The sequence below is a fragment of the Rhodococcus sp. 852002-51564_SCH6189132-a genome (assembly GCF_001665495.1).
Classification (GTDB): Bacteria; Actinomycetota; Actinomycetes; order Mycobacteriales; family Mycobacteriaceae; genus Rhodococcus; species Rhodococcus pyridinivorans.
This window is the reverse complement of sequence record NZ_LZMJ01000070.1, coordinates 229470-253710: the sequence shown is the minus strand read 5'-3', so window position 1 is coordinate 253710 and position 24241 is coordinate 229470. Positions and strand designations below refer to the sequence as shown.

General features: G+C 69.1%; 19 protein-coding genes. 11 read left to right on the top strand and 8 right to left on the bottom strand.

What is annotated here, in order from left to right; all coding sequences use genetic code 11:
* Positions 1-9: 9 nt before the first annotated feature.
* The 7 genes from A5767_RS17740 (at position 10) to A5767_RS17710 (ending at position 5342) form a co-directional block, all read left to right on the top strand.
* Entirely contained in the window at positions 10-612 is a 603-nt protein-coding gene (locus A5767_RS17740; protein WP_033096851.1) for a TetR/AcrR family transcriptional regulator, read from the top strand.
* Positions 609-1037, top strand: a complete 429-nt coding sequence (locus tag A5767_RS17735) for an HIT family protein (RefSeq protein WP_024102975.1) — start codon at positions 609-611, stop codon at positions 1035-1037. The genes A5767_RS17740 and A5767_RS17735 overlap by 4 nt, the downstream gene beginning before the upstream one ends.
* Before the next feature lie 4 nt (positions 1038-1041).
* A complete protein-coding gene (locus A5767_RS17730; RefSeq protein WP_039585873.1) occupies positions 1042-2643 on the top strand; it encodes an L-lactate permease in 1602 nt (533 codons plus the stop codon).
* 76 nt (positions 2644-2719) lie between these two features.
* Positions 2720-3748 (top strand): Dyp-type peroxidase, encoded by a 1029-nt coding sequence (locus A5767_RS17725; RefSeq protein WP_064852813.1) that lies wholly within the window; start codon positions 2720-2722, stop codon positions 3746-3748.
* Positions 3745-4563 (top strand): family 1 encapsulin nanocompartment shell protein, encoded by an 819-nt coding sequence (locus A5767_RS17720; RefSeq protein ID WP_006551857.1) that lies wholly within the window; start codon positions 3745-3747, stop codon positions 4561-4563. The genes A5767_RS17725 and A5767_RS17720 overlap by 4 nt, the downstream gene beginning before the upstream one ends.
* Before the next feature lie 213 nt (positions 4564-4776).
* A complete protein-coding gene (locus A5767_RS17715; protein ID WP_006551856.1) occupies positions 4777-5067 on the top strand; it encodes a type II toxin-antitoxin system Phd/YefM family antitoxin in 291 nt (96 codons plus the stop codon).
* Positions 5064-5342: a type II toxin-antitoxin system RelE family toxin gene (locus A5767_RS17710; protein ID WP_024102981.1), complete on the top strand. Its 279-nt coding sequence runs from the start codon at positions 5064-5066 to the stop codon at positions 5340-5342. The genes A5767_RS17715 and A5767_RS17710 overlap by 4 nt, the downstream gene beginning before the upstream one ends.
* Positions 5343-5398: 56 nt before the next feature.
* On the opposite strand, the gene A5767_RS17705 is transcribed toward A5767_RS17710, so the two are convergent.
* The 3 genes from A5767_RS17705 to A5767_RS17695 all read right to left on the bottom strand — a co-directional run bounded on the left by A5767_RS17705 (position 5399) and on the right by A5767_RS17695 (position 7498).
* A complete protein-coding gene (locus tag A5767_RS17705) occupies positions 5399-5878 on the bottom strand; it encodes a MarR family winged helix-turn-helix transcriptional regulator (protein WP_006551854.1) in 480 nt (159 codons plus the stop codon).
* Between the two features lie 58 nt (positions 5879-5936).
* On the bottom strand, positions 5937-6686 hold the full coding sequence (locus A5767_RS17700) for a cutinase family protein (protein WP_024102983.1): 750 nt from the start codon (positions 6684-6686) through the stop codon (positions 5937-5939).
* Between the two features lie 149 nt (positions 6687-6835).
* Positions 6836-7498 carry an alpha-ketoglutarate-dependent dioxygenase AlkB family protein gene (locus A5767_RS17695; protein WP_064852812.1) on the bottom strand — a complete coding sequence of 221 codons (663 nt, stop codon included), beginning with the start codon at positions 7496-7498 and terminating at the stop codon, positions 6836-6838.
* Between the two features lie 120 nt (positions 7499-7618).
* On the opposite strand from A5767_RS17695, the gene A5767_RS17690 reads away from it, so the two are divergent.
* Both A5767_RS17690 and A5767_RS17685 read left to right on the top strand, forming a co-directional pair.
* Positions 7619-8449 (top strand): SDR family oxidoreductase, encoded by an 831-nt coding sequence (locus A5767_RS17690; protein WP_006551851.1) that lies wholly within the window; start codon positions 7619-7621, stop codon positions 8447-8449.
* 44 nt (positions 8450-8493) lie between these two features.
* Positions 8494-9465, top strand: a complete 972-nt coding sequence (locus A5767_RS17685; RefSeq protein ID WP_006551850.1) for a phosphotriesterase family protein — start codon at positions 8494-8496, stop codon at positions 9463-9465.
* A 36-nt stretch (positions 9466-9501) separates the two neighbouring features.
* Here A5767_RS17685 and A5767_RS17680 read toward each other — a convergent pair whose 3' ends face one another.
* On the bottom strand, positions 9502-10221 hold the full coding sequence (locus A5767_RS17680) for a 2OG-Fe(II) oxygenase (protein WP_041803971.1): 720 nt from the start codon (positions 10219-10221) through the stop codon (positions 9502-9504).
* A gap of 82 nt (positions 10222-10303) precedes the next feature.
* A complete protein-coding gene (locus A5767_RS17675) occupies positions 10304-10732 on the bottom strand; it encodes a MarR family winged helix-turn-helix transcriptional regulator (protein ID WP_060654125.1) in 429 nt (142 codons plus the stop codon).
* Positions 10733-10821: 89 nt separating this feature from the next.
* Between A5767_RS17675 and A5767_RS17670 the strand changes: the two genes are divergently transcribed.
* A complete protein-coding gene (locus A5767_RS17670; protein ID WP_024102988.1) occupies positions 10822-12720 on the top strand; it encodes an ABC transporter ATP-binding protein in 1899 nt (632 codons plus the stop codon).
* On the opposite strand, the gene A5767_RS17665 is transcribed toward A5767_RS17670, so the two are convergent.
* Genes A5767_RS17665 through A5767_RS17655 form a run of 3 tightly spaced genes read right to left on the bottom strand, consistent with a single transcriptional unit; the run spans position 12671 to position 16285 of the window.
* Positions 12671-14320 carry a (2,3-dihydroxybenzoyl)adenylate synthase gene (locus A5767_RS17665; protein WP_033096846.1) on the bottom strand — a complete coding sequence of 550 codons (1650 nt, stop codon included), beginning with the start codon at positions 14318-14320 and terminating at the stop codon, positions 12671-12673. The two genes, A5767_RS17670 and A5767_RS17665, sit on opposite strands and share 50 nt — an antisense overlap.
* A gap of 43 nt (positions 14321-14363) precedes the next feature.
* Positions 14364-15146 carry a 2,3-dihydro-2,3-dihydroxybenzoate dehydrogenase gene (locus tag A5767_RS17660; RefSeq protein ID WP_064852811.1) on the bottom strand — a complete coding sequence of 261 codons (783 nt, stop codon included), beginning with the start codon at positions 15144-15146 and terminating at the stop codon, positions 14364-14366.
* The gene (locus tag A5767_RS17655) at positions 15143-16285 is read right to left on the bottom strand and encodes an isochorismate synthase (RefSeq protein WP_024102991.1); all 1143 of its coding nucleotides are present in this window, start codon (positions 16283-16285) and stop codon (positions 15143-15145) included. The genes A5767_RS17660 and A5767_RS17655 overlap by 4 nt, the downstream gene beginning before the upstream one ends.
* A 178-nt stretch (positions 16286-16463) precedes the next feature.
* Between A5767_RS17655 and A5767_RS17650 the strand changes: the two genes are divergently transcribed.
* Positions 16464-24227, top strand: coding sequence for a non-ribosomal peptide synthetase (locus A5767_RS17650; protein ID WP_064852810.1), 7764 nt, complete (start codon positions 16464-16466; stop codon positions 24225-24227).
* The last annotated feature ends 14 nt before the right edge of the window (positions 24228-24241 follow it).

Below are 24241 nucleotides of genomic sequence, written 5' to 3'. Positions count from 1 at the left end.
ACGGGTCGGTTGCGTGACGCAGCGCGAACACGCACCGCGCTGCTCGATGCAGCGCGCGAGGTGTTCCTGCGCGACGGATACGCGGCGGCGGCCACGGAGGAGATCGTCTCGGTGGCGGGGGTGACGCGCGGTGCGCTCTACCACCACTTCGCCGACAAGCGGGATCTGTTCCGCGGTGTCATCGAACGACTCCAGTCGGAAGCGGAGAGCTCCCTGGTCCCGGCCGAACCGGTCGAGGACGCCTGGGAGGGCTTCACCCAGGCCGTGCTCGCCTCGCTCGACGCGGTCTACGACCCCGCGACCCGCCGGCTGCTGCTCATCGAAGCCCCTGCGGTCCTCGGCTGGGCCGAGGTCCGCGAGACCCACCGGCACTCCTCGCTGAAGGCCATCGAGCGCATGCTCGTCACCCTCGATCCCGAGACCTACGAGGCGTCGCCCACGCGGACGTCGGTGCTCGCGCACCTGCTCGTCGCGGCCGTCGAGGAAGCGATGCTGTGTCTCGCGCACAGCGACGACCCGGTGCGCGCCCGTCCTACGGTGCAGGGCGAACTGCTACGCCTGCTCGAAACCGCCCGCGGACCCGCACGTGCGGAGGAGTCCACGCCACAGTGACGGACTGCATCTTCTGCGCCATCGTGGCCGGGCAGTCGCCGGCCAGCGTCGTGCTCGACGAACCCGACGTGCTCGCGTTCATGGACATCCGCCCGTTCACTCCCGGGCATCTGCTCGTGATTCCGAAGCGGCACGCCTCCGGACTGGCACAGCTCGATCCCGACGACGGAGCGAAGGTGTTCGCCGCCGGGCAACGGATCGCCACGGCGATGCGCGCGTCCGGACTCCCGATCGAGGGCGTGAACATGTTCCTCGCCGACGGCGTCGCCGCCGGCCAGGAGGTCTTCCACGTGCACCTGCACCTCGTGCCGCGCAGCGCCGGGGACGGCTTCGGGATCCGAGCCGATTGGCGGACACCGAACCGGACCGTGCTCGACGGCACGGCCGCCACCATCCGCACCGCCGTGCAGACACACCGGTCGTGATGCAGTGACAGGTGCATACGTTCAGCCGATCGCGCCGGTCGGCGGGTCGCTCGCGTGGTCGGCACTGGTGGCGGTACTCCCGCTGCTGACCATGCTCGTCCTGCTCGCCGTCTTCCGACTGCGGTCGCATTCGGCCGCGGGAATCGCGGTGGTCGTGGCCCTGATCGTGGGCACCGCCGTCTACGGCATGCCGGTCGGGTCCGCGCTCAGTGCCGGTGTCGAAGGTGCGGTCTTCGGTCTCTTCCCGATCATGTGGACGGTGGTCAACGCCGTCTGGGTGTACCGGCTCACCGTCGAATCCGGGCACTTCGACGTCCTCACCCGCGCCTTCGGGCGAATATCCCCGGATCCGCGGATCCTCACCATCGTCATCGCCTTCCTGTTCGGCGCGCTGCTCGAGGCGGTCGCCGGTTTCGGCACCCCCATCGTCGTCGCGACCGTCGTGCTCATCGGTGCCGGTCTGCCGCCGGTGCGTGCGGCCGCGGCGTCGCTGCTCGCCAACTCCGTCGTCACCCCGCTCGGCGTCATGGGCACACCGATCCTGACGATGTCGCGCGTCTCGGAGATCCCGATCGACGAGATCGGACCGGTCGTCGCGCGTCAGGTCTGCCTGCTCGCGGTGTTCGTTCCGCTCGTGCTGGTCGCGGTGGTCGGCGGATGGCGCGGAGTTCGCGAGACGTGGCCGGTCGCGCTCGTCGTCGGACTTGCCTTCGGCGCCGCCCAGTTCGTGTGCGCGAGCTATCTCGCCGTGGGGCTGAGCAACATCGCCGGTGCCGTGGCCGGTCTGCTCGTGCTGCTGGTCGCGGTGAAGGTGCACCCCATGCATCGGGAGGCCCGCCGGGCCGCATCCGACCGGATCCACGACTCGCGTCGACGCGTCGTCGAGGCGTTCGCCCCCTACGCCCTGATCGTGGTCGTCTTCCTCGTCAGCCGGTTCGGTCCGGTGGCGTCGCTGTTGTCGAACGCGAGCCTGTCGTTCCCCTGGCCGGGTGTGGACGTGACTACGGCCGACGGGGACGTTCCCACCGCGGAGACCTTCACCATCGATCTGCTCACTGCCCCGGGCAGCCTCGTCTTCGTCGCCGCGCTGCTGTCGATACCGGTGCTGAAGGTCGCGGTGGCCGACGCGGTGCGATGCTTCGTCGCGGCGGTCGTGCAGTTGCGGTGGTCGTTCGCGACGGTGACGGCGGTCCTCGCCCTCGCGTACGTGATGAACCTGTCCGGGCAGACCGCCACGATCGGCGGTTTCCTCGCCGGTGCGGGCGTGGCGTTCGCGCTGTTGTCGCCGGTGCTCGGCTGGCTCGGCGTCGTGGTCACCGGCTCGAACACCGCCTCCAACGCGATGTTCGGCAGCCTGCAGGTCGCCGCGGCCCAGCAGTCGGGACTCGACCCGACCGTGCTGGTCGCCGGGAACATGGCCGGCGGCACCACCGGCACCCCGATCGCACTGCAGAACCTCGCGCTGGTGTCGTCGGTGAAGGGACTGTCCGGCAAGGACGGGCTGCTCATGCGCCGGATCTGGCCGCTGAGCATCGCCGGTCTCGCGGTGCTCGCCGTCCTCGTGTGGCTGCAGTCCACCTCGGTGCTGGGCTGGATGGTGCCTTGACGCTGCAGTTGTGCAGTGACGAACGTCGGCGTGCCGCGAACGCCTGTTTCGTGCGGGGTGCACTAGCGTTGTCGGAGTGGTTCGTGCACAACCGATACTGACCCCGCTCACCGAAGCGGCGATCTTCCTCGTCGTCACCGTCGACGAGGGCGCAGAGGACACCGTGCGGGATCTGCTCGAAGATCTCTCGGGCCTGCGCCGCTCGGTCGGTTTCCGCATCCCGGAGGGCGGCCTGTCGGTCGTCACCGGCATCGGCTCGGATATGTGGGACCGGCTGTTCGACGGCCCCCGGCCCGCCGGACTGCATCCGTTCGTCCCGCTCGACGGCGGTCGGCACCAGGCCCCCTCGACCCCCGGCGACCTGTTGTTCCACCTCCGCGCGTCGACGATGGACCTGTGCTTCGAACTCGCCGCGAAGATCAACGATAGGCTGCGCGGTGCGGCTCGGGTCGTCGACGAGACGCACGGCTTCCGCTATTTCGAACGCCGCGACCTGCTCGGCTTCGTCGACGGAACCGAGAACCCCGAGGACGACGAGGCCGTCGAGGCGGCCCTGGTCTCCGACGAGGATCCGGACTTCGCCGGCGGTAGCTACGTCGTCGTCCAGAAATACCTGCACGACCTCGCGTCGTGGAACTCGTTGACCGTCGAGGAGCAGGAGCGGGCGATCGGCCGGACCAAGCTCGACGACATCGAGCTCGACGACGAGACCAAACCCGCGAATTCGCATGTCGCACTGAACGTGATCGTCGACGAGAACGGGGTCGAGCAGCAGATCGTGCGCGCGAACATGCCGTTCGGCAGCTTCGGCGCCGACGAGTTCGGCACCTACTTCATCGGTTACTCGGCCACCCCGGAGGTGACCGAGCAGATGCTGCGCAACATGTTCCTGGGCAGCCCGCCCGGCAACACCGACCGCATCCTGGACTTCTCCACCGCGGTGACGGGATCGCTGTTCTTCTGCCCCTCGCTGGAGTTCCTCGAAAATCTTCCGCCGTCACCGGCGGAAATTCCCTCCCACGAAGATCCGAGTGCCTCGACCGCCGGCCGGCCTGCCGACGGATCACTCGGAGTTGGCGCTCTGCGAAGGAGTTCGACCCTGTGAACAATCTGTATCGCGACCTCGCCCCGATTTCCGAGGCAGCATGGACCGAGATCGAGGAGGAGGCCGCACGCACCTTCAAGCGACACGTCGCCGGGCGCACCGTCGTCGACTTCTCCGGACCGCACGGCACCGACTTCGCGGCGGTGGGTCTCGGCCGCACCCGCGAGATCGAACCCCCGGCCGCCGGAGTGCGGGCGCGTCAGCACCGCGTCGCGCCGGTCGTCGAACTGCGGGTGCCGTTCACGCTGTCGCGCGAGGAGATCGACAGCGTCGAGCGCGGTTCCCGCGACATCGACCTCGACCCCGTCAAGGAAGCGGCCCGCCAGATCGCCTTCGCCGAGGATCGCGCGATCTTCGAAGGCTACGCGGCCGCGGGTATCGAGGGCATCCGGGCGTCGTCGTCGAACCCGTCCCTGCAGCTGCCCGAGGATCCCCGCGACTTCCCGGAGATCATCAGCCAGGCGCTGTCGCAGCTGCGACTGGCGGGTGTGGGTGGCCCGTACTCGATCCTGCTCGGCGCCGACGAGTACACCAAGGTCAGCGAGACGTCCGATCACGGCTACCCGATCCGCGAACAACTGCGCCGCCTCATCGACGGCGACCTCATCTGGGCCCCGGCGATCGACGGCGCGTTCGTGCTGACCACGCGCGGCGGCGACTACGACCTGCAGGTCGGCCAGGATCTGTCGATCGGCTACCTCTCGCACGACGCAGAGACGGTGAACCTGTACTTCCAGGAGTCGTTCACCTTCCTCGTCTACACCGGCGAGGCCTCGGTTCCGCTGGTGCCGACGACGCTCGAACTCCCGCACTGAGCCGGTCCCGGGGCGTTCGCGCGTGCGGCGCCCCGGGTCACCGACCGTCCGGCCGGATCACGACGGCGCCGGCGCGGGTTTACCTACGATCGTCCTGCTGTGCTGGGCGGCCTTCGGCCTCGTCCTGGCGTTCGTGGCCTCCCGTCGAAAGCCGGTGTCGGAACCGGCGCGAACGGAATGACCTGAGACTTCTCATAGTAATTCGCTAGAATCATGTACATGACGACTCTTCCTGTTGCCGACGCGCGGGCGCAATTGTCACGACTGGTCGATGAGGCCGAGCGCACACACGAGCGATTCGAGATCACCCGCAACGGGCACCGCGCCGCGGTGCTTCTCGGTGCCGACGATTACGACGCGATGCAGGAGACGATCGCGGTGTTGTCGGATACGGATCTGCTGCGGGCGCACGTCGAGGGCCGAACGGAGGTCGAGTCGGGAGACGTCGTCGATGTACAGGAATTGACGCAGCTGATGCGTGATGCTCGGTCGTCCGAGGAATGAGCACTCCGGACCACCCGTATCGGCTGGTGATGGCGAGGTCGGCTGCACGCGCCATGGCGAGGTCGTTGCCGGAGAAGGTAGCAACTGCGGTATACGAGTTCGTCACAGGACCCCTTCTCGAGAATCCGAAGCGGGTGGGGAAGCCGTTGAATCCGCCTCTTGCGCCGGCGTACAGCGCCCGGCGAGGTGAATATCGCGTCCTGTATCTGATCGATGATGCGAACCGCACGGTCGAGGTCACCGCGATTTCGCACCGTGCCGATGCGTATCGATAGAAGACGGTCGGACAGTGCTGCCGCGAGCCGTCGGGGTTGCGGCAGCTACCGAGCTGTCAGAGTGCTCCGGCCTTCAACGCCGCCGCGTTGACGCGCACGAGCGCGGCGTGCAGGTCCTGGAGTTCGTCGAGCCCGACACCGAGGGCATCGACGACCTGTCCCGGCACCGACTCGGCCTCGGCACGCAGCGCCCGGCCGGCGTCGGTGAGCTCGAGGACGAGTTGCCGTTCGTCGGCCGCGCTGCGCGCGCGGGTGATCAGGCCCAGCGCCTCGAGTCGCTTGAGCAGGGGAGACAGCGTGGGGGAGTCGAGCTGGAGTAACTGCCCCACTTCCTTGCTCGTCAGCGGCGAGCGTTCCCACAGGGCGAGCATCACCAGGTACTGCGGGTGGGTCAGTCCCAGCCTGTCGAGGATCGGTCGATAGACCGCGAGCACGGCGCGGTTCGCCACGGCGAGAGCGAAACACACCTGCCGCTCCAGCGCGAGAGGATCATCACCGGAAGCAGGAAGGTGGGTGGCCGGGGACTCGACGCTCATGAACCGACGATACCGAACCGGTATATCCCGGCCCGGGTTCTCCCGGGTGCGACGATCCTCACGGGTCGTAGTCGGGATAGGTCGTGTGCAGCCTCAGGTAGCCGGTGACGTTCTCGCCCAACCACCCTTCGCTCTCCTCCGGTGTCACGCCGTCGCAGACCGCGTCGCCCTCGATGCAGATCCGTTCGACGGCGATCGTGCCGAAGTCGTCGCGACCGCCACCGAGCGTGATGCCCGGGACGACCTCGCCCGGGAACAGCGTTTCGACTCCCCGGGTGTCACGCGGGTCGGAGTACAGCACACCGCTGATCCGCTCCGGCGGCACCGAACCGTCGGCCGCGATCTCGGCGAGGACGTCGCCGGCGATCGACGCGCCCTGCGAGTAACCGAGGACGACGAGCTCGCTGTCGGGGCACGAACCGTGCCGGACGGTGATCGTCTCGCGCAGGCGCTGATGCCCGATCCTCTTGGACTCGTCGTACGCGAGTCGCCCCGATCCCTCGCTCGACCCGGACTCCGGCACCGGAACCACGACGGCGGGATAGCGGATGTGCTCGACCACCGTGCCGGGTGCCGCGTACCGCGCCGAGATCTTCGCGAGGGGTGAATCGGGATCGATCGAATCCGGGGTGTCGATGTTGCGGGTTCCGTCGACCGCGATGACGAACCGCTCCGGGCACGGACGGAAGGTCTCCGCGCCGGCGGTGGACGCGGTGCCGTCAGTGGCGGCGGCGACGACGGGTCCGGTCAGGCCGAGGGCGAGTCCTGCGATGATCGCCAGGACACGACGACAAGCGAAGTCGGGCATGGCAGTCTCCTGTGATCGACCCCGACACCGATGACTACCGCACGAGAATATCGTCCGATTTGACGTATTTCTCGCCGGCGAAACGCTACTCCGAGTGTAGTTGGTTACAAAGTCACAGACCGAACGTTCGGAATTTTCGAGCGGTTCGATCAAGCAAGTCCGGTACTCCGCAGGGTGATGTTGAGGCGCCCCGCGGTGAGTCCGCAGCGGGAACTGCCGGTGTCCGGATACACGACCGGCACCCCGTGATAGGCGAACCGCGACGGACCGCCGAAGACGAACAGATCGCCGGACTCGAGACGCACGTCGGTGTACGGCCGGCCGCGCGACTCGGTGTTGCCGAACCGGAACAAGCAGGCATCCCCGAGACTGAGCGACACGATCGGCGCGCTCACCCGCTCGTCCTTGTCCTGATGCATGCCCATCCGCGCGTCGCGGTCGTAGAAATTGATCAGAGCGGTATCGGGCTCGTACCCGCCCCCGGCCGCCGGATCGTCGTAGGCATCGGCGACGGCACGCCGCCCGAGTTCGACGAGCCGGTCGGGAAGCGGCGGAACGGGAGCGTCGTCGACATCGACCGCGGTGCGGGTGTAGCGGTACGGCGACCAGTGCCATCCGAGGCACACCGTGCTCACCGACATCCGTCCGCCACCCGGAAGCCGGGTGTGCCGCATCGGCGCCGGCGGGCGCGCCCAATCACGACACAGCTCGACGAGCTCGCGCTGTTCGCCCGGGTCGAGCCAGTCGGGCACATGCACGGCGCCCGGCGCGATCTCGCGTCGCGGACGGGAGACGGAGAACAATTCGTCCATCCCGGGTGCTCGACCTCCGTGCGTGTGAGCGGTACCTACAGCCGGTGATACGTGTAGACAGGTTCAGTACCAACTGTGCCGCACGGGACGGCACTGCGATTCGACGGGGAGGTATCAGCGATGAAGGTCGAAGGCAGAGTGGCCGTCGTGACAGGCGGGGGCGGCGGAATCGGCGGCGCCATCGCTGCCGGCCTCGTCGAGCGAGGTGCACGAGTGGTGGTCGCCGACCTCGACGAACACGCGGCGCAGCGCGTCGTCGCGACGCTCGAGGAGGAGACGCCGGGGAGCGCCGTCGCGGTGGCGGCGGACGTCTCCGACGACGAACACATCCGCGGCCTCGTCGAGCGCGCCGAAGCGGAGTTCGGTCCCGTGGACCTGTACTTCGCCAACGCGGGTGTCACCGGTGTGCCCGGCCTGGAGATCGAGGACTCGGTCTGGGAGCAGTCCTTCGACGTCAACCTGCGCGCACACATCCGTGCGGCGCGACTGCTGGTACCCCGATGGGTCGAACGTGGCGAGGGCTATTTCGTCAGCACGGCGTCGGCGGCCGGCCTGCTCACACAGATCGGCTCGGCCACCTACTCGGTCACCAAGCACGCGGCCGTCGGATTCGCCGAGTGGCTGTCGGTGACCTACGGCGACAAGGGTGTGAGGGTGAGCTGCCTGTGCCCGATGGGCGTCAACACACCTCTGCTGTACTCGGGGGACGCATCCGGGCACGCACTCGGTGAACTCGCCACCCGGGCCGTCACGACCGCCGGTGCGGTGCTCGAACCCGTCGACGTCGCGGAGACGGTGTTCGCGGCAATGGAGGAGGAGCACTTCCTGATCCTTCCGCACCCGGAGGTCCTCGAGATGTACCGGAACAAGGGCGCCGACTACGACCGGTGGCTGCGCGGCATGCGTCGCTACCGTCAGGCCCTCGAGGAGTCGACTCCCACCGATTCGTGAAATCGATTGCCTCTGCCCACGTTGGTGTCCTAGCGTCACCGGTCATGACATCCGTCGACACCGTTCGCGGCCCTCTCGACACGGGCCGTCTGGGCAGAGTCCTCATGCACGAGCACGTCTTCGTACTCGGCGAGGAGATCCGCACCAACTTTCCCGACTACCCGAGCCCGTGGGACGAGGACGAACGCGTCGACGACGCGGTCGCGAAGTTGAAGGCGTTGTCGGAGCGCGGCATCGACACGATCGTCGATCCCACGGTGGTCGGTCTCGGCCGGTACATCCCGCGTATCCAGCGCGTCGCCGAACGGGTGGACATCTCCATCGTCGTCGCGACGGGCCTGTACACCTACAACGACCTGCCGTTCCAGTTCCACAACGTCGGGCCGGGGTTGCTGGTGGACGGACCGGAGCCGCTCACCGAACTGTTCGTGAAAGACATCCGCGAGGGCATCGCCGGCACGGGGGTGCGTGCAGGAATGCTCAAGTGCGCCATCGAGATTCCGGGACTCACGCCGGGAGTCGAGCGCGTGATGCGAGCGGTGGGGCAGGCGCACGTCGAGACCGGTGTGCCGATCACGGTGCACACCAATCCGCATACCGGGTCGGGGCAGGTGGCGCAGCGGGTGCTCGCGGAGGAAGGTGTCGACCTCACCAAGGTGGTGATCGGGCACAGCGGTGATTCGACCGATCTGGACTACCTGCGTCGCATTGCCGACGCCGGTTCGATTCTCGGGATGGACCGCTTCGGCCTCGATCTGCTGTTGCCGTTCGAGCAGCGCGTCGACACGGTGGTCGCGCTCGTGGAGGCCGGTTACACCGAGCGCATGGTGCTCTCGCACGATGCGTCGTGCTTCATCGACTGGTTCCCGCACGACGTGAAGCAGACCGCCGTGCCCAACTGGAACTACAACCACATCAGCGACGAGGTGCTGCCGGCCCTGCGCGAACGGGGCGTGACCGACGAGCAGATCACCACGATGCTCGTGGACAATCCGAGGCGGATCTTCGAACGCTGAAGCGGCGTAGGTCGCGTCGGGTAGCACCGAGGACGCTCAGGCGGCGTCGTGCAGTACCAAGCCGAGCGTGCGACGCAGGCCCGATCGGACGGTGCTCACGCCGTGCCGGACCGGCGCCCGCGACCATCCGCGCGCCGACCGGATCGGTCGGTCGCGGGTGGTGAAGATCAGCGCGTGGCCTTGCTCGAGCACGGTGACGGTGCCCCGCGACTGCGCGCGGGGCCGTTGTTCGACCAACAGGAACTCGCCGCCGGTGTAGTCGACGCCCGCCCGGTCGAGCCCGATCACGACCTGCAGTGGGAACACGAGGTCGCCGTAGAGATCGCGATGCAGGGCGTTCCAGTCGCCGGTGGTGTAGCGCAGCATCAGCGGGGTGGGGTCGGTCTGGCCGGCCGCGTGGCACATGTCGAGCCAGTCGTCGAAGTCGTCGGGCCAGGGTGCCGGATCGCCGAGGCGTTCGGCCCACGAGCGCGCGACGGGGAGCAGCTGCCGGTAGAACGCCGAGCGCAGGTGTGCGACGGCGTCGGGGACGGGTGAGCCGAAGTACTTGTAGGTGCCGTGCCCGTACCCGTAGCGGCTCATGTCGACCGTGGTGCGGAAGCGGGCGTCGTCGTCCCACAGGGCCGCGAGTTCGGCGCATTCGTCGTCGCTCAACAGCGGCCCGGTGAGGACGCAGCCGTTCTCGTCGAGTTCGCTCGTCAGCTCGGGCAGGTTCAGTGCGTCGACGCGCGACTGCAGACTGTCGATGGTCTTCACAGGGCTCTCCTCGATCGGCACGGACACTCGTAGGGAAGACGTCGCTGCCGTCGGGAATGTGAGTACCCGGAACCGGAAGGGATCAGCGCGGCCGGTCGTCGACGAGTTTGTGCAGCAGATCGGACAGTCGTGCGCGTTCCTCGGCGTCGAGCCGGTCGAACATCTCGACGGCGTCGGCATCGCGGGCCGAGGCCAGCTCGGCCCGGATCCTGCGGCCCTCGTCGGTCAGCCGCACGCAGACCGCGCGTCGGTCGGCGGGATCGGGGAGTCGCTCGGTGAGACCCCGCGACTCGAGGCGGTCGACGACCTCGGTGGCCGAGCGGGGGACGATGCGCAGTTCCTTGGCCACGACGCCGAGGCGGATGGGGTCGTCGGCGCGTCCGATGACGTCGAGCGCCCGGTACTCGTGGGGTGACAATCCCCACGGCTGGAGGAGGTCGTGCCAGCGTCGGCGCAGCGTACGCGTGGTGGTGAGGAGGAGATCGCGCAGTGCGACGGGTGAATCCGACATGGTGGTCACAGTACCTCACTTGACGGTTCCCACTCAATGAGTCAACCTCAACAAGTACGAGTCACGAACCACGAATCGAGGTGGCGCACATGATGCAGCCCCCACCCACTCTCGGCGGCAAGCCGGGCAGCCGCGGCAGGATCGACAAGAAGGATCTCGAGCAGCTCCGCGAGGCCCCGGTGAGCCTGCGCCGTATCGGCGCCCTCTTCGCGCCCTATCGGTGGAAGATCACCCTCGTCGTCGCGCTCATCATCGCCTCGTCGGTGATCTCCCTCGCGACGCCCTTCCTCGTCCGCGCCGTCATCGACGACGCCATCCCGCACCAGAACGTGAGCCTGCTGTTGTGGGCCGTCGGCGGCATGCTGGCCGTCACCGTCGCGAGCTCGCTCCTGTCCGTCGTCCAGACCTGGATCTCCACGACCGTCGGCCAGAACGTCATGCACGGTCTGCGTACCCGGGTCTTCTCCCACCTGCAGCGACAGTCGCTGAATTTCTTCACCCGCACCCGCGGCGGTGAGATCCAGTCGCGGCTGACCAACGACATCGGTGGCATGCAATCCGTGGTCACCAACACCGCGACCTCACTGGCGTCCAACGTCACCACCGTCGTCGGCACGGCGATCGCCATGGCGGTCCTCAGCTGGCGACTGGCTCTGCTCTCCCTGATCGTGCTCCCGCCGGCCATCTGGCTCACGCGCCGGGTCGCGCTCATGCGCCGCGCCGTCACCGCCCGTCAGCAACGGCGCCTCGCCGACATGCAGTCGCAGATCGACGAAGGACTGTCGGTCAGCGGCGTGCTGCTCGTCAAGACGCTGGGCACCGGCCCGGCACTGTCCGACAAGTTCGCCCGCACGTCGGAGGAACTCGCCGATCTCGAGGTGCACGCGCAGTTGTCCGGCCGCTGGCGCATGGCCACGATGAACATCGTCTTCGCGGCGATCCCCGCCGTCCTCTATCTCGTCGCCGGTCTGCCGGCCACCTCGGGCGGCATGACGATCGGCACCCTGGTGGCCTTCACCGGCTTGCAGGGCGCGCTGTTCCGGCCGCTGATGAGCCTGCTCGACGTCGGTGTCTCCGTCACCAGTTCGCTGGCCCTGTTCAGCCGCATCTTCGAATACCTCGACCTTCCGGTCGACATCGACGACCCGCGCGATCCGGTGCCCGTCGACCCTGCGACCGTCGCCGGCCGGGTGCGGTTCGAGAACGTGAGCTTCCGCTACGAAGGAGCGCACCGCAACGCCCTCGACGGCATCGATCTCGACGTCCCGGCGGGGGCGCAGGTCGCGCTCGTCGGCGAGACCGGCTCGGGCAAGACCACGCTCGGCTCGCTCGTCGCACGACTGTACGACCCGGTCGAGGGACGCGTGAGCATCGACGGTGTCGACCTGCGTGACATGAGGCTCGCCGATCTCGCCGGACTGGTCGGCGTGGTGTCGCAGGAGACCTACCTCCTCCACGCGACCGTCCGGGAGAACCTGCGCTACGCGAAGCCGGACGCGACCGACGACGAGATCGAGGCCGCGGCCCGCGCCGCACACATCCACGACCTGATCGTCTCGCTGCCGGACGGCTACGACACCGTCGTCGGCGCCCGCGGATACCGCTTCTCGGGTGGTGAGAAACAGCGACTGGCGATCGCCCGCACGCTCCTGCGCGACCCGCGTGTCCTCGTGCTCGACGAGGCGACCAGCGCCCTCGACAACGACACCGAGCACGCCGTGCAGCAGGCCCTCGACGCCGCGCGCAGCGGACGCACGACCATCACCATCGCGCACCGGCTCTCGACCGTGCGCAACGCCGACGAGATCGTGGTCCTCGACCGGGGCCACATCGTCGAACGCGGAACGCACGACGACCTCGTCGCCCGCGGTGGCCGCTACGCAATCCTCGCCGCTCGAGCCGAACGGGGTGAAGTCATCCCCTCGTCGCGGAGCGAGATCAGTCCTTCAGAGTGGCCGCGAGGGCGCGCCGCAGTTCGTTCCGGCTGATCTTGCCCACTCCCGTGACCGGGAAGGCGTCGACGAACTGCACCTTGTCGGGGATCTTGTACTCGGCCAGCCCTCGCTCCCTCAGGAACTTCTTGAGCGCGAGGGCCTTCGGCGCTTCCCCCTCGGTGACGACGAAGGCGCAGGTGCGCTCGCCGAGATACTTGTCGGGCATCGACACCACCGCCGCGTCGAGCACGGCCGGGTGCGCGATCAGATGATTCTCGACCTCCTCGGCCGCGATCTTCTCGCCACCGCGATTGATCTGGTCCTTCGCGCGTCCCTCGACGACGATGTAGCCGTGCTCGGTGAGCCGGACGATGTCGCCGGTGCGGTAGAAGCCGTCCGGGGTGAATGCCATCGAATTGTGTTCCGGCGCATTGTAGTAGCCCCGGATCGTGTACGGGCCGCGGGTGAGCAGGTGGCCGGTGGTGCCCGCGGCGACGGGCTCGTCCGTGTCGTCGACGACGCGGATCTCGTCGTCGGGGCTGATCGGCCGGCCCTGGGTGGTGACGATGGTGTCCTCGTCGTCGTCGAGCCGGGTGTAGTTGACGAGACCCTCCGCCATACCGAAGACCTGCTGCAGCGTGCAGCCGAGTTCGGTGCGAACGCGTTTGGCGGCCTCGGCCGGGAACTTCGCACCACCGACCTGCAGCACCTCGAGCGACGACAGGTCGCGTTCGGTGCGGGCCCGCGCCGACAGCCACGCCTGCGCGAGGGGCGGGACGAGCGACGCCATCGTCACGCCCTCGCTCTCGATGAGGGCGAACGCGGTGTCGGGGCTCGGATCCGGAGCGAGGACGACGGTGCCGCCGGCGTGCAGCACACCGAGGATGCCCGGCGAGCTCATCGGGAAGTTGTGCGCCGCCGGCAGCGCGACCAGCATGCGGGTGTTCTCGTCCACTCCGCAGATCACCGCGGATTCGCGTACGGAGTACAGGTAGTCGGCGTGGGTGCGGGGGATGAGCTTCGACGTTCCGGTCGTGCCACCCGACAGCTGCAGGAAGGCAACGTTTCCGGCGTCGTTCTCCGTGATCGGCGCCGCTTCGCGGTCGCGCAACGACCCGAGCGCAGTGAATTCCTCGGCCTCACCGGCGACCACGACCACCGGCGGATTCTCCATTTCGGAGGCGACCTGCCGGGCGAGCACGCGGTAGTCGAATCCGCCGTGTTCGGCGGCGATCACGTACGCTGCGGCGTCGCTGAACCGGCAGAAGTAGCCGATCTCCGACGCGCGGTGCGCGGGCAGGGAGAAGACGGGGAGCGCGCCGAGGCGGAAGACCGCGAAGAGCACTTCGGTGTACTCGACGATGTTCGGCAACTGCAGGACGACTCGGTCGCCCTTCCGGACCCCGAGGTCGGCGAGACCGGCGGCGACGCGGGCCGAGGCGTCGTCGAGTTCGCGGTAGGTGATGCGCCGCCAGGTGCCCGTCGCGTCGTGTCCGACGACGGCGATGCGACCGGCGAACCGGGCGGCGCGGGCCGGGAGGAATTCGCCGAAGGTCTCGTTCGTCCAGTAACCGGCTGCGCGATACCGCTCGGCGAACTCCTCGGGGTAGCGTGCGGTGTCGGCGAGCGGCGTGCGCTCGAAACCGGTTGTCACGGAACGGTTCCTTTCGGGGTCAGGGTCGATGCAGGTCTGTCGGTCAGGCGCGGAGGGTGGCGCCGCCGTCGATGTAGAGCGCCTGCATGGTGATGTGACGAGCACGATCGGACAGCAGGAACTCGATGGCCTCGGCGATGTCGGCGGGCTCGGCGATGCGGCCGAGGGGGATGCCGACCTTGAACTGCGACAGGTCACCTTCGATGGCGCTGCGTGCGCCGGCGTCGTCGTTGGGGTCCTCCCACAGCGAGCGCTGCATGGCGGTGTCGGTGGAGCCCGGCGCGACGATGTTGGCGCGGATCCCGTATTGCGCCAGCTCGAGTCCGAGGATCCGGACGATCATCGTGGACGCGGCCTTGGACGATCCGTAGGCGCCCATGCCCATGCGCGGCACGCCCGCGGAGTTCGATCCGACGACGACGATCGAACCCGACCTCCGCTCCCGCATGGCCCGTCCGACCGAACGCAGGACCGACAGCAGGCCGGTGACGTTGACGTCGTACATGTGCTGCCAGTCCTCGGGATCGGAGTCGAGCACCGAGCCCGTGGTGAAGACACCTGCGACGTGCGCGAGATGCTCGATCGGTCCGTGCTCGGATTCGATGTTCTCGACGACGTAGGCGACGGCGTCGTGGTCGCGGATGTCGACGGGGTGGGTGGGGACGGAGCCGCCGAGCAGCGCGGCAGTCTTGCGCAGTCCTTCGGCGTTGCGGTCGGCGAGCACGAGACGGTGACCGGCACGCGCCAGGGCCTCGGCGGTCGCGCGGCCGATACCCTGCGCGGCTCCGACGACGAGCGTGACGGGGGATGGTGCGGTCTCGGTCATCGGAGTACTCCCAGTGCATCGAGGACGGTGCCGAACTTGACGGTCGTCTCGGCCAGTTCGTCGGCAGGGTCGGAGTCGGCGACGATACCGCCCCCGGCGTAGGCCGTGAGCCCGACACCGTCGGCATCGAGGACGGCGCAGCGGATCGTGACCAACCATTCGCCGTCGCCCGCGGCGTCGCACCATCCGAGGGCACCGGCGTAGAAGCCCCGGTCACCCTCGGTCGCGAGGATCAGATCGCGGGCGGCCGCGGTCGGCGTGCCGCAGATCGCGGGGGTGGGGTGCACCGCGAGTGCGAGATCGAGGGCCGTGACACCCGGATCGTGCAGGCGACCCTCGATGGGAGTGCCGAGATGCCACAGCTGGCGCGTGCTCGTCACGGTCGGCTGCTCGGGGATGTCGAGGTCGACACACAACGGTTCGAGCGCGGCGCGGATCGCATCGATCACGTGCGCGTGCTCGGCGAGGTTCTTCGCGGAGCCGGCGAGCCTGTCGGCCGTCGCCCGATCGATCCCGGGGTCGCAATGCCGCGGTGCGGATCCGGCGAGGGGGTGAGCGGTGACCCGATCTCCGCGACGGCGCACGAGCACCTCCGGGCTCGACCCCACCAGGTGACGTCCCGTCCACACGCCACCGGCTGCTGTGAGGTCGACGAGGAAGCCGTTGTGCAGCGGATCGTTTCGCGTGAGAGCGACGAGGAGGTCGTGCGGGGTGACGGGCCGGTCGGCGCGCAGGGCGAGTGCCCGGGCCAGGACCACCTTGAGAAGGTCGTTGTCGTCCGAGCGGAGCAGGCGCAGTACGGTCTCGACCCGATCGATGTGCTCGCCTTCCGACGGCAATGCGCCCGTGATCGTGATCGGGGGCAGGTCGGCGGCCGGTGCGTCGTAGTGCGCGGGGGAGTGATGGAGTGTGTTCGGAGCGGTCAGTGCGGCCGGACCGTCGGGTGCGAAGGGCAGTGCTCCGACGATCGCGGCGACCTGTCCGGTGCGCAGGGCGTCGGCGGCGGCGGACGCGCGGTCGAAGTGTTCGCTCACGCCTTCGGCGATCACCGTGCCGTGCGGGCGGGACAGGACGAACGGGTGCGCGACGGGCCGCTCGGCCCGGTCGGTAGCGGTTGCGCCGAGGACCGGCACTTGCATTCTCGTACCTTCCGGTTGAGGAGGTCTGCTGGCAGGAGCGCGCCACAGGACACACGATCACTGAGCAACATATACGGTAAGCCTAACCTTTGGTACTGTGCCCTCCGGCGCCGCAGCGCGCACATCAGCGGATTCCGTTCCCAGCCAATCGTTTCGATCGAAGGAAAGAGGATCTCCAGTGCCCCTAGCCGGACCGGACGCCTCACGGCTCGCTCTGTCGCGCGCACAGTCGGGCGTATGGTTCGCCCAGCAACTGAACCCCGACAACCCGCTGTTCAACACCTCGGAATGCATCGAACTGCGAGGCGCAGTCGACGAGGAAGTGCTGGTCACAGCGGTTTCCAAGGCGGCATCCGAGGCCGAGGTGCTGGTCGCGGGGTTCGAGACCCTCGCCGACGGTACAGTCGTCCGGATTCCCGGTGCGCGCACACTCGATCTCGCCCCGACCGTCGACTTCACCTCCGCGGCGGACCCCTGGCAGGCGGCCCACGAGTGGATGGCGCGCGACCTCGAGCGGCCCGTCGACCTGTCGGTGGATCCGTGCGTCCGGGCCGCGGTCCTGCGACTCGCCGACGATCACGTCCTGCTCTACCTGCGTGCCCATCACATCGTCCTCGACGCCTTCGGGTTCTCGCTGTTCAACCGGCGCATCGCCGAGCGCTACAGTGCCGCGGTCGCCGGTACGGAAGTTGCTGCCGCACGGTTCGATTCGGTCGAATCGGTGATACGGGAAGAATCGGACTATCGCGACTCGGCCGACTTCGACGCAGACCGTGACTTCTGGAGCGCGTACCTCGACGGCGTGGACGAAGCGGTCGCCCTGCGGCCCGGCCCGGGTGGCATCGCGCGGCGCTCCCGTGGCACGCGCTTCACCCTCGACGCCGACCGGCAGCGCGGTCTGGTGGCTCTCGGCAAGGAGGTCGGCGCGAGTTGGGGTGACGCGGTCACCGCGCTCGTCGCCGCCTACCTGCGCGGAGTTACCGGCCGCGAGGACCTCACGCTCGGTTTCCCCGTCATGAACCGGCTCGGCAGCGCCGCACTGCGGGTGCCGATCACCGCGGTCAATGTCGTTCCGCTGCGCCTGAATCCGACCGCATCGGCCACGCTCGTCGAGCTCGTCGCGCAGGTGCGCGACGGAGTGGCGCTGTGCCGCAACCACTATCGTTACCGCACCGAGGACATACAGCGCGACCTGCGACTACCGACCGGATCCCGCGGCGTCATCGGCCCGTCGGTCAACGTCAAACCGTTCGGCGACTCGCTCCGGTTCGGCGACATGCGTGCGGCCGTGCACTCGGTCGCCCGAGGACCCCTGCAGGACTTCATGGTCACCGTGCGGCCCCTCGACGGCCGTGCCGGACTCGAAGTGTTCGTCGACGTCGACGCCGACGTCTACAGCGAGGCGGATCTGACGATCCACACCGAGCGGCTGGAGATGCTGTTCGGTTCGGTGGCCGAGCGGGATCTGCACACCCCGCTCGCGCAGGTGTCCGTCCTGACCGCCGACGAGCGACGGACGATCCTCGACGACTGGAGCCGCAGCCCGGACATCCCGTTCGACCCCGGCCTGACCCTCGTCGACCTGCTGCGGGAGAGGATCGAGGCGGCCCCCGACGCACCGGCCGCGGCGGACGCCCATGTGACGCTCACCTACGCACAGTTCGGCGCGCGGGTGCACCGCCTGGCCCGCCACCTCGTCTCGAGCTTCGATCTCGACCGGCCGCACGCGCGGGTGGCCCTCGCGCTGCCCCGCACCGTCGACGCGCTGATCGCGATCCACGCCGTCCTCGAGACCGGCGCCGCCTACGTCCCGCTCGACGTCGATCAGCCCCTCGAACGCCTCGCTCACATCCTCGGCTCCACCGACCCCGTCTGCATCCTCACCACCCGCACGACCGACGACCGGGTCGCCGAGGTGACGGGGGTGCCGAAGCGCGTCGTGCTCGAGGATCTCGACCTCGACGCCGTGTCCGACGCTCCGCTCGACGACTCGGAGCGCGGCCCGCTGACACCCGACTCGATCGCCTACGTGATCCATACGTCCGGCTCCACCGGCAGACCGAAGGGCGTCGTCGTACCCCACCGTGGGCTGGTCAACCTGTTCCACAGCCACCGCGCCCAGGTGTTCACCCGTGCCGCCCGCGAGGCCGGCCGCGAATCCGTCCGCCTCGGCCTGGCCTGGTCGCTCGCGTTCGACGCGTCGTGGCAGCCGCTGCTGTGGATGCTCGCCGGGCACACCGTCGACATCGTCGACGAGGCGACTCAGCGCGACCCGGCGGCGCTCGCACGCCGCGCCCTCGACGAGGGATGGGATTTCGTCGAGTTCTCACCGAGTCAACTCGAGCAGTTCGTCGACGACGGCCTGTTCCCGGACGGCACCGTGCCCACCCTCGGTTTCGGCGGCGACGCCGTCTCCGAGCGGTTGTGGAACCGCCTGCGCGAACGCCGGGGCGCGGCCTTCAACTTCTACGGCCCCACCGAGTGCAGCGTCGACGTCCTCGTCGCGGAGGTCGCCGACGCCGAGACACCGGTGGTCGGCCGGCCCGTCGCCAACCTGCGCGTCCACGTCCTCGACGCGGGACTCGCACCCGTGCCGGCCGGAACCGAGGGCGAGCTGTACGTGGCCGGGCCGGGTGTGGTCCGGGGATATCTCGACGCGCCTGCACTCACCGCCACGAGGTTCGTCGCGAATCCGTACTCGGAGGACTCCTCGGGTCCGTACGCCCGCCTGTACCGCACCGGCGACCTCGTGCAGTGGACCGAGGACGGCCGCATCGTCTACCGCGGCCGGGTCGACAACCAGGTCAAGGTCCGAGGATTCCGCATCGAACTCGGTGAGGTCGACGCCGCTCTGCTGCGCATCCCCGGCGTGTCCCGTGCGGCGACGGTGGTGCGCACCGATCCCTCCGGTGCTGCGCAGCTCGTCGGCTATCTCGTGGGGCAGGACGTGCCCGAACCGGTCGAGGCGCGCCGTCTCGTCGCCGAGTTCCTGCCCGGGTACATGGTTCCCGCGGCCCTCGTCGTCCTCGACGAGATGCCGTTGACCTCCAACGGCAAGCTCGACCGCACGGCGCTGCCCGAACCGGACTTCTCGTCGATGGTCTCGTCCCGCGTCGCGGAGACCGAGACCGAACGGACGCTGTGCCGGATCTACGCCGACATCCTGGGTCTCGACACGGTGGGCGCGGACGACGACTTCTTCGCGCTCGGCGGGCACTCGCTCAGCGCCGCGACACTGCTCGCCCGCATCCGTGACGAGCTCGGTGTGGAGTTGCCGATCCGGACGGTCTTCGATCATCCGCAGGTCGTCGCGCTCGCCGCGCACTGTGGAGACCACCCGACCGCCGCTCCGGCCGGACCGGCGCTCGTCCCGCGCGGTGAGAACGATCCGGCGGCCCTGTCCCTTGCACCACTGTCGTATGCGCAGCAGCGGCTGTGGTTCATGTACCGCATGGAAGGGCCCAGTCCGACCTACAACGTCCCCATCACGGTGGACCTGCACGGACCGGTCGACCCGGATGCTTTGCGGCAGGCGGTCTCCGACGTGCTCGCGCGCCACGAGAGTCTGCGCACCGTTCTCGTCGAACGCGACGGCGTGGGGATGCAGCAGGTGCGCGGAGTGGAAGAAGTTGCCGGGGTCGCAGTTCCCTTCGCGGTCGAGGCCGTCGACCGCGACGCGCTCACCGGGCGCCTGCATTCCGAGGCCCGGCACGCGTTCGATCTCGAACGCGAGATCCCGTTGCGGATCCGGTTGTTCACGATGGCGCCCGACGAGCACGTGATGCTCGTGCTCGCCCACCACATCGCGAGCGACGAATTGTCCACGCCGCTGCTGCTGCGCGATCTCGGCACCTTCTACTCCGCGCACGTACGTGGCGACTCCCACGAGCCTGCACCGCTGCCCGTGCAGTACGCCGACTACGCGATCTGGCAACGGGAACTCCTCGGCGACCAGGACGACGAGGACTCGCTCGCCGCACGACAACTCGCGTTCTGGCGCAAGGAGCTCGACGGTCTCCCGGCCGAACTCGACCTCCCCGTCGACCGCCCGCGCCCGACCGTGGCCTCCTACGCGGGTGGCGGTGTCGAGCACCGGATCCCCGCCGACCGCGCAGCGACGATCCGGGAGGCCGCGCGCACGACCGGCACCACGATGTTCATGATGGTGCACGCGGCGGTGGCGGTCGCACTGTCGCACAGCGGCGCGGGCGAGGACATCCCGCTCGGATCGCCCACCGCGGGACGGCCCGCACCCGAACTCGAGGACCTCGTCGGCTTCTTCGTCAACATGGTGGTGCTGCGCACCGACCTCTCGGGCGACCCCACGGTGCGGGAGCTGCTCGCCCGGATCAAGGACACCGACGTCGCGGCGTACTCGCACCAGGACGTCCCGTTCGACCGCGTCGTGGAGACCCTCAACCCCGAGCGCAGCGCGGCCCGGCACCCCCTGTTCCAGGTGATGGTGCAGTACCAGAGCCCGCCGGCGATCACGGGATTCGACGGCCTGACGCCTACACCCTCGTTCGTCGCGAACGACACCGCGATGTTCGACCTCACCTTCGGCGTCATCGAGGAATCCGACGGTGGTTTGTGCGTGCGCGTCGAGTACGCCCGCGACCTGTTCGACGAGTCGTCCGCCGAGGCCTTCGCCGCGCGGGTCGAGCGGGCCTTCGCCGCGGTGTGCGCCGATCGGGACGCGAGGCTCTCGCAGCTCGCTCTGCTCACCGCCTCCGAGCGTGAGGTGTTGCGCGCCGGTGATGCGACCGCGCTCCCGGATCGCTCCGGACCGCGGAGCCTGCCCGCACTGTTCGCTCGCACCGTGGAGCGCTACGGCGAGGAGACCGCGCTGGTCACGTCGTCGAGCCGTCTGACCTTCCGTGACCTGGATGCGTGGTCCGACCGGATCGCCCGTCACCTCGTCGCGAACGGGATCGGTCCCGAAGACGTCGTGGGACTGAGTCTTCCGCGCGAATCCGTGCTGGTCGCGGCGATCCTCGGCGTGTGGAAGTCGGGAGCGGCCTATCTGGTGCTCGACCCGGAGCAACCGGCCGACCGGAACGAGTTCATGCTCCGCGACGCGGGTGTGGGCGTCCTGCTCGACGTCGACGCGGCCGGATCGATCACCGGCCCCGGCCCGGACGTGCACCTGCCGGACGTGCACCCGGACACCACCGCCTATCTCGTCTACACCTCCGGATCCACCGGCACCCCGAAGGGTGTGGTGGTACCGCACCGCGGTGTCGTGAACCTGTGGGAGACGGTGCGCACCCGTACCGTCGGCGATCCCGCGACGCGCCGACGCACCGTGCTGCTGAGCTACACCTTCGCGTTCGACTCGTCCGTCGAGCCTCTCCTCGCGATGCTGGGCGGCCACACCGTGCACGTGCTCGCCGAGGACCTCATGGCCGATGCCGAGGGGATCGTCCGGTACGTCCGGAGGCACCGCATCGACGCACTCGATTGCGGTCCGGTGCTCGCCGGTCGCCTGCTCACCGAGGGGCTCCTCGACCCCGCCGCGCCGCACCGTCCCGAGTCCATGGTGCTCGGCGGCGAGGCGGTACCGGGTGAGCTGTGGTCGCGGCTCGCTGCGGAAACCGATGTGCGCGTGAGCAACATGTACGGTCCGACGGAATGCACCGTCGACGCGACCGGCGTCGTACTCACCTCGGGCAGCACCCCGAACATCGGAACGCCGATCCACGGCGGCCGGGTGTACGTCCTCGACGCGCACCTGCGGCAGGTGCCCCCGGGCGTGCCCGGCGAACTGTACGTCGGCGGCCCGCACGTCACCCGCGGCTATCTCGGCCGGAGCGCGCAGACCGCGGGACGGTTCGTGGCCGACCCCTTCGGCACCGGCGGCGAGCGCCTGTACCGCACCGGCGATCTGGTGCGCTGGAGGATCTCCGGCACCGACGGCCCGGTGCTCGACTACCTCGGCCGCACCGACGACCAGGTGAAGATCCGCGGCTTCCGCATCGAACTCGGTGAGATCGAGACCGTGCTCGGCGGCCATCCCGCGGTGAGTGCCGCGGCGGTCGTGGTCCGCGAGGACGAACCGGGTCGAAAGCGGCTCGTCGCCTACGCGGCCGGAACGACGGACCCCGACACCCTCCGGATGTACGTCGCCGACCGGCTGCCCGACCACATGGTCCCCGCCGTCACGGTCGTGCTCGACGAGCTCCCGGTTACCCGCAACGGAAAGATCGACCGCAGAGCACTTCCCGAGCCGGTCTTCACGCCGGCCACCGAGAGTCGCCTGCCGGCGGACGAACTCGAACAACGCCTGTGCGAGCTGACGGCGTCGGTGCTCGGACTCGATGCCGTGGGCCCCGACGACGACTTCTTCGCTCTCGGTGGCGATTCGATCGTGTCCATCCAGCTGGTGTCCGCGGTGCGCGCCGCCGGGATCCGGTTCACCGCGCGGCACGTCTTCGAACACCGCAGCCCGGCGGGACTCGCCCGCGTCGCGGAGATCGAGGACGGGCCCGGGACGGTCGACGTCGAGGCGGCACTCGGGGACGTCCCGGCGACTCCGATCGTCCACGACATGCTCGACCGTGGTGGACCGTACGCCCGCTACGCGCAGTCGCGGCTGCTCCTCGCGCCCGCAGGGCTGACGCTCGACCGGCTGACCGACGGCGTCCAGGCCCTGCTCGACACGCACGACGCCCTGCGGGCCGTCTTCGATCCGCAGGCACGCACGTTCGACGTCCGCCCGGTCGGTTCCGTCGACGCCGCCGATGTCGTGACCCGCGTGGACGTCTCGAACTCGACCGACCTGCAGGAGGCGATCGTCGCTGCGACCGGGATCGCCTATGCCGAACTCGATCCCGCCGCCGGCGCGCTCGTGCGCGTGATCTTCTTCGACGCCGGTCCCGACGCGCCGGGACGGGTGTTCGTCGCAGTGCATCACCTCGTCGTCGACGGTGTGTCGTGGCGCATCCTGGTGCCCGATCTCGCCGGTGCGGTCGACGGTGTCGCCCCGGTGCGCGCAGGCACGTCGCTGCGCCGCTGGGCGCGGGGACTGCTCGACGGGGTGCCGGCGCGCAGATCCGAACTGTCGTTGTGGCGGCGGATCCTCGCCCCGGCGGGACGCGTGCGTCTGGCGTCCGGTGATCCGGATCCCACGCGGCACACCATGGCAGAAACCGCGAGGGTGCAGGTCGAGGTTCCCTCCGAGCTCACCGACGCGCTGCTCACCACCGTTCCCGAGCGGTTCCACGCCGGCGTCGAGGACGTCCTGCTCACAGCATTGGCGTTGGCCTCCGCGCGGGTGTGCGGCGAAGGGGCGGTCGCGGTCGACCTCGAAGGGCACGGCCGTGAGGAACAGGCCGTTCCGGGGGCGGATCTGTCGCGCACGGTGGGCTGGTTCACCACGCTCTATCCGGTGCGCCTGGACGTCGCGGGACTCGATGTGGCCGACGCGTATGCCGGCGGAGCGAGCGCGGGTGACGCTCTGAAACGCGTGAAGGAACAGCTGCGGGAGATCCCCGACAGTGGAATCGGATTCGGGATGCTGCGGCACCTCGATCCCGTGGGCGGTCCGGAACTCGCGAGCGTCGGCGCTGTGGACATCGGATTCAACTATCTCGGCCGGTTCACGCTGGGCGAGACCGAAGGGCAGGCGTGGGCCGGTGCTCCGGAGGGTTCGGCGCTCGGTGGGGCCACCGAAGCCGACATGCCCGTAGCGCACGCCGTCGAGATCGGTGTGCTCACCGACGATTCCGGTGCCGAGCCGGTGCTGCGCGGGATGTTCGGGTACAGCCCCGATCTCGTTCCTGCGGAGAGAGTGTCGGCGTTGGCCGACGAGTGGATCGCGGCGCTGCGTGCGCTCGCCGGGCACGCGTCGGACGAGGACGCGGGCGGGTTCACACCGTCCGACCTCACGCTCGACGACCTCGACCAGTCGGAGATCGACGATTTCGCGCTCGAATTCGGCTGAGGACGGAGCGCTTG